The organism is Escherichia sp. AM3, from assembly GCF_032029835.1.
Lineage (GTDB): Bacteria > Pseudomonadota > Gammaproteobacteria > Enterobacterales > Enterobacteriaceae > Escherichia > Escherichia coli.
The window spans coordinates 1-232 of the sequence record NZ_JAVUPQ010001341.1; the positions used below are offsets into that span (position 1 = coordinate 1).

Consider the following 232-nt stretch of genomic DNA (forward strand, 5'->3'; position numbering starts at 1 on the left):
GTTTGTGTTAACACTACTTTATCCCTTAATTCAGCCCATGAATGCGTCCGCCTATGCCAGAAAACAGCAAAAAGATGACAAACTTAAGACATCCCTCGCCGCGCGCGGTCGTGCTGGCATATGACGGTTTATGTACCTTTGAGTTTGGCGTGGCGGTAGAGATCTTTGGCTTGCCGCGCCCGGAGATGGGCGAGGACTGGTATCAGTTCGCCGTGGCGAGCGTGGATGACGG

At 53.4% G+C, this 232-nt stretch carries 1 pseudogene; it reads left to right on the forward strand.

Features of this window, described 5'->3' with window-relative positions:
• Positions 1-53: 53 nt before the first annotated feature.
• Positions 54-232: pseudogene (ftrA, locus tag RTW80_RS30975) on the forward strand (transcriptional regulator FtrA); the annotation flags it as partial.